Consider the following 5,159-nt stretch of genomic DNA (forward strand, 5'->3'; position numbering starts at 1 on the left):
CGATGAGCCAGGCGGCACAGAACCTGAACTGGTTGATCACCAACTTCGTGGACAACACCCCCGGGGTGTCCCACACGGTGGTGGTCTCCGCCGACGGCCTGCTGCTCGCGATGTCCGACGGATTCCCCCGCGACCGCGCCGACCAGCTCGCCGCCGTCGCCTCCGGGTTGACGTCGCTCACCGCCGGGGCCTCCCGCATCTTCGAGGGCGGCTCGGTCAACCAGACCGTGGTGGAGATGGAGCGCGGCTTCCTCTTCATCATGTCCGTCTCCGACGGATCCTCCCTGGCCGTACTCGCCCACCCCGAGTGCGACATCGGCCTCGTCGGCTACGAAATGGCCCTGCTCGTCGACCGAGCGGGTGCCGTGCTCACACCGGATCTCCGTGCTGAGCTCCAGGGCAGCCTCATGCACTGACACATCCGCAGCTCCACGTATCCCCCCATGTTTGTCCGTACTTCCCGCACCGCGACAGCACTGCCCGGACACGGAGGACCCTCATGACCCCGCCACCCGCTTCGCCGGGCCCGTACGGCGCGTCCCACCACGCGCCGTACGGGGTGGAAGGCGACCAGCCGCTGGTTCGGCCGTACGCCATGACAGGTGGCCGCACCCGGCCCCGCTACCAGCTCGCGATCGAGGCGCTGGTCAGCACAACAGCGGACCCGGGTCAGTACGCGGGGCTGCTGCCGGAACACCAGCGGATCTGCCACCTCACGCGTGAGATCAAGTCGGTGGCCGAGATCTCCGCCCTGCTCGCCATCCCGCTCGGTGTGGCCAGGATTCTTGTGGCCGACCTCGCCGAGGCCGGCATGGTCGCCATCCATCAGCCGGGCAGCGGCGAGGCGGGCGGCCAGCCTGATGTGACACTGCTTGAGAGGGTGCTCAGTGGACTTCGGAAGCTCTAGGCCGCAGCCGCAGGCCGCGTACGGCGCGCAGCAGTCGGTGCGGTCCACCACGTCTGCGAAGATCGTGGTGGCGGGCGGATTCGGCGTCGGCAAGACCACGTTCGTGGGTGCCGTGTCGGAGATCAACCCGCTGCGCACCGAGGCCGTGATGACCTCGGCGTCGGCGGGGATCGACGATCTGAGCCACGTGCAGGACAAGACGACCACGACCGTGGCGATGGACTTCGGCCGTATCACGCTCGACGACGACCTGATCCTGTACCTGTTCGGTACGCCGGGCCAGGACCGTTTCTGGTTCATGTGGGACGACCTGGTGCGCGGCGCGATCGGCGCCGTGGTGCTGGTGGACACCCGCCGGCTCGCGGACTGCTTCCCGGCCGTGGACTACTTCGAGAACAGCGGCCTGCCGTTCGTCATCGCCCTCAACGGCTTCGACGGCCACCAGCCGTACCGTCCCGAGGAGGTGCGCGAGGCGCTGCAGATCGGGCCGGAGGCGCCCATCATCACCACCGACGCCCGGCACCGCGGCGAGGCGAAGAGCGCGCTCATCACGCTCGTCGAGCACGCGCTGCTCGCGCGGCTGAAGTAGGGGCGCGACAGACAGGAAATAGCGGGGTCATACAAGGGTTCGGACCGCTCCGAACAAGCCACGGGGACCGGCTGTGTCAGGCGACACGGCCGGTCTTCGTCTTCATAACATTTCGAGAGAGTTTCGGCGGCCGTCGAACACTGCTAGCGCTCAGCCGGTGTCGCAGCGCGTACATCTGTCATAGGGTTTGGCGGGGGTTGGAACGTATGCCCGTTTTATCTTCGCCCGTCATGTGCTGATTCCCATATGCCGGACGTTTGGCTGGGACCGCCATGACGTGCTGGAATTCGCAGAACCCGAGAGTAGGAACGGCCTTCGTTGTGCCGTCGCCGAGAGGTTGTTGGTCCAGTGAGGAACACGAGGCGAGCAGAAGCAGGCCCCGCTCAGGGCCCGCGGGGGAACTTCACGCCGCCCCAGCGTCCCGGGGGCACTACTCCGGCCATCTCCGCTCCGGAGCCGCAGGACGAGCCGGGCAGCCGGTTCAGCATGCGCAACTGGCGGGTGGCCACCCGCCTCAATGTGATCCTCCTGATCCCCGTCCTGGTCGCTCTCGTCTTCGGCGGCTTCCGGGTCAAAAGCTCCGTGAACACCTGGCAGCAGGCCGACGACGCCGTCCGTACCGCGAATCTGGTGCGTGCCGCCGCGACCTACAGCCACGCACTGATCAACGAACGTGATGTCACGGTGGTTCCGCTGTTGGCCGGAAAGCGTGACGACCCGACGGTCTCCGCCGCCCGCACCGCCACCGACGACGCCGCCCGCGCCTTCGACGCCGCCGCGGCCAAGATGCCGCACGAGGCCGGCCTGGAGCGCCGGATGGCCAACTTCCGGGCCGTCGAGCCGCAGCTGTCCACGCTCCGCAAGGCCGCCTACACCCGGCAGCTGTCCGGTGTGCAGACCGAGGAGTTCTACGTCAAGATCCAGCACCCGCTGCTGGAGCTGGACAACGAGCTGGGCTACGGCACCAGCAACATCACCTCCTACGGCCGCACCCTGTACGCGGTGTCGCTGGCCAAGGCCGCCGAGTCGCTGACCAGGTCGATCGGCATGCACATCCTGGTGCAGGAGCCGGTGACCGACAAGGAACTGGCACTCCAGAAGACGGCGCTGGGCTCGTACCAGTACCTCCAGGGCATCTCCGTCGAGGAGTACAACGGCGGCGGCACCGCCGCCGACGCCCAGCGGCTGAAGCAGGCGCAGGCCGACGCGGCGAAAAAGGGCAACGACCAGGTCGCCGAGGCGCAGCGCAAGGCGGAGGCCGCGCACGCCCCGTTCGTGGTGCCGCCGGCGCTGGACAAGATGGTCGGCGAGATCGCCACTCCGGGCAAGACGGTGCCGCAGCTGCGCGCCGAGGGCATCACGCCCGAGTCCTACTTCGGCGCCTCCACGCTCGCCTTCGACGCCTACCGCACGGTCGAGCAGCAGCTCGCCGACCAGGCCGCGTCCGACGCCAAGCAGATCGCGTCCGACGCCAAGCGGGACGCGATCGTGAACTCCGCGATCGTGATCGTGGCGCTGATCCTGGCCTTCATCGTGGCCGGTCTGGTGGCGCGCGCGATGAGCAAGCAGATGCGGCGGCTGCGCGGCGCGGCCTTCGAGATCGCCGAGACCCGGCTGCCGTCGCTGGTCGACCAGCTCTCGCGCACCGATCCGGGCCGGGTGGACACCACGGTGGCGCCGATCCCGATCAATTCGCAGGACGAGATCGGCGAGGTCGCCCGCGCCTTCGACCAGGTGCACCGCGAGGCGGTCCGGCTGGCCGCCGAGCAGGCGCTGCTGCGGGGCAACGTCAACGCGATCTTCACCAACCTCTCGCAGCGCAACCAGGGCCTCATCCAGCGCCAGCTCACCCTGATCACCGAGCTGGAGAACAACGAGGCCGACCCCGACCAGCTGGAGCACCTCTTCCAGATGGACCACCTCGCGACGCGTATGCGCCGCAACGGCGAGAATCTGCTGGTGCTCGCGGGCGAGGAGCCCGGCCGCCAGTGGAACCAGCCGATCCCGCTGGTGGACGTGCTGCGCGCCGCCGCCTCCGAGGTGGAGGCGTACGACCGGATCGAGCTGGTCGGCATACCGGAGACGGACATCCACGGCAGCGCCGTGACCGACCTGGTGCATCTGCTCGCCGAGCTGCTGGAGAACGCGACGACGTTCTCCTCGCCGCAGACCAAGGTGCGGGTCACCGCGACCCGGCTGCCGGACGGCCGGGTGATGGTCGAGATCCACGACAAGGGCATCGGCCTGACCGCCGAGGACTTCGCGGACATCAACCACAAGCTGGCCGACCCGCCGACGGTGGACGTCGAGATCGCCAAGCGGATGGGCCTGTTCGTGGTCGGCCGGCTCTCCGACCGGCACGGCATCCGGGTGCAGCTGCGCCCCTCGGGCGAGCAGGCGGGGACGACCTCGCTGGTGATGCTGCCCGAGCCGATCACCCACGGTGGCGGCGGCGAGGAACTCGTCGACGACGACCGCGACTTCACCGTCTCGCGGATCGTGCCCGAGCAGACGGCGCAGGAGGTCGGCCACATGCCGACCGCGGCCGAGCTGGGCTTCGACGACTCCCGTTACGAGACGCCGGGGGCGCCGGGCACGCAGCTCCCGGCGCTGGACCCGGTGGGCCGCTCGCTCCAGCGCGAGGAGCGCCGCGCGCAGCTGGAAGCCGCGACCGCCGGTTACGAGGCGAACGGCTTCGACCCGCAGCAGCCCGCGCCGGACTTCCCGCAGCAGCCGTCGTACGACCAGGCCGAGTACGGGCAGGCCGAATACGAACAGTCCGAGTACGAGCAACCCGGCTACGACCAGCAGCAGGGCTTCCAGCCGCAGGGCTACGACCAGGGCTTCGCGCCGCAGCCCGGTTACGAGCAGCAGGGCTACGACCAGAACGGCTACCCGGAGAACGCCCGGGTCTTCGACGAGGGCTATGTCCAGCAGCCGTACGACCCCTCCTACGGTCAGAGCAGTTACCAGCAGCAGTCGTACGAGGAGGCCGCGCAGCGGCCGGAATTCACCGGTTTCCGGGCCGGGCAGGACGATTGGCCGGTTCCGGAGGGTCAGCCGCCGCTTCAGCAGGATGCTCAGGTAACGGACGTAACGGATTCCGCTCCGCAGCTCCCCCAGCAGCCGTCCGAGAGCGTAGGCTCCCCTTCACTGACGGACGCCGGCCTGCCCCGCCGCACCCGTCGGCAGCCGGATTCACCACAGGAACAGCCTGCTCAGGAGGCTCCCGAGCCCCAGGGGGCACGGGAACCCGAGCCGACCGATTGGCGGTCGACGAATGACGAGAACTGGCAGCGGGCCGAGCAGGTCCGCGAGCCCAAGGCAGGCGGGGTCACCCCCTCCGGCCTGCCCCGACGGGTGCCCAAGGCCAACCTGGTCCCGGGTACCGCGACGCAGACCCCGCAGGGCGGCCCACAGGTCTCCCGCGCACCCGAGGACGTCCGCGGCAGGTTGAGTAATCTGCGGCGTGGCGTCCAGCAAGGGCGCACTGCTGGAACTGATACGAACGGACAGGCCCCCGAGCCCCCACTCGGCGGCCCCCAGAACCAGGAGCGCTAGTTGAGTCCGATGAGCCAGGCGGCACAGAACCTGAACTGGTTGATCACCAACTTCGTGGACAACACCCCCGGGGTGTCCCACACGGTGGTGGTCTCCGCCGAC

At 69.1% G+C, this 5,159-nt stretch carries 4 protein-coding genes and 1 pseudogene; all 5 read left to right on the top strand.

Annotation, left to right across the window (positions count from 1 at the left end):
- Positions 1–2: 2 nt before the first annotated feature.
- Positions 3–416, top strand: coding sequence for a roadblock/LC7 domain-containing protein (locus BM076_RS35420; protein ID WP_093717891.1), 414 nt, complete (start codon positions 3–5; stop codon positions 414–416).
- 83 nt (positions 417–499) lie between these two features.
- Positions 500–907 carry a DUF742 domain-containing protein gene (locus BM076_RS35425; protein WP_093717892.1) on the top strand — a complete coding sequence of 136 codons (408 nt, stop codon included), beginning with the start codon at positions 500–502 and terminating at the stop codon, positions 905–907.
- Positions 888–1,496, top strand: a complete 609-nt coding sequence (locus BM076_RS35430) for a GTP-binding protein (protein WP_245796684.1) — start codon at positions 888–890, stop codon at positions 1,494–1,496. Before BM076_RS35425 ends, BM076_RS35430 begins: the two co-directional genes overlap by 20 nt.
- Before the next feature lie 486 nt (positions 1,497–1,982).
- Entirely contained in the window at positions 1,983–5,057 is a 3,075-nt protein-coding gene (locus BM076_RS35435) for a sensor histidine kinase (protein WP_218160151.1), read from the top strand.
- A 9-nt stretch (positions 5,058–5,066) separates the two neighbouring features.
- Positions 5,067–5,159: pseudogene (locus BM076_RS35440) on the top strand (roadblock/LC7 domain-containing protein); the annotation flags it as partial.

It is taken from the genome of Actinacidiphila alni (genome assembly GCF_900112845.1).
GTDB lineage: Bacteria > Actinomycetota > Actinomycetes > Streptomycetales > Streptomycetaceae > Actinacidiphila > Actinacidiphila alni.

Bases quoted from the DNA above. Each gene is read 5' to 3' on its own strand.
- BM076_RS35420 (WP_093717891.1), top strand. From the start codon at position 3: ATGAGCCAGGCGGCACAGAACCTGAACTGGTTGATCACCAACTTCGTG.
- BM076_RS35425 (WP_093717892.1), top strand. From the start codon at position 500: ATGACCCCGCCACCCGCTTCGCCGGGCCCGTACGGCGCGTCCCACCAC.
- BM076_RS35435 (WP_218160151.1), top strand. From the start codon at position 1,983: ATGCGCAACTGGCGGGTGGCCACCCGCCTCAATGTGATCCTCCTGATC.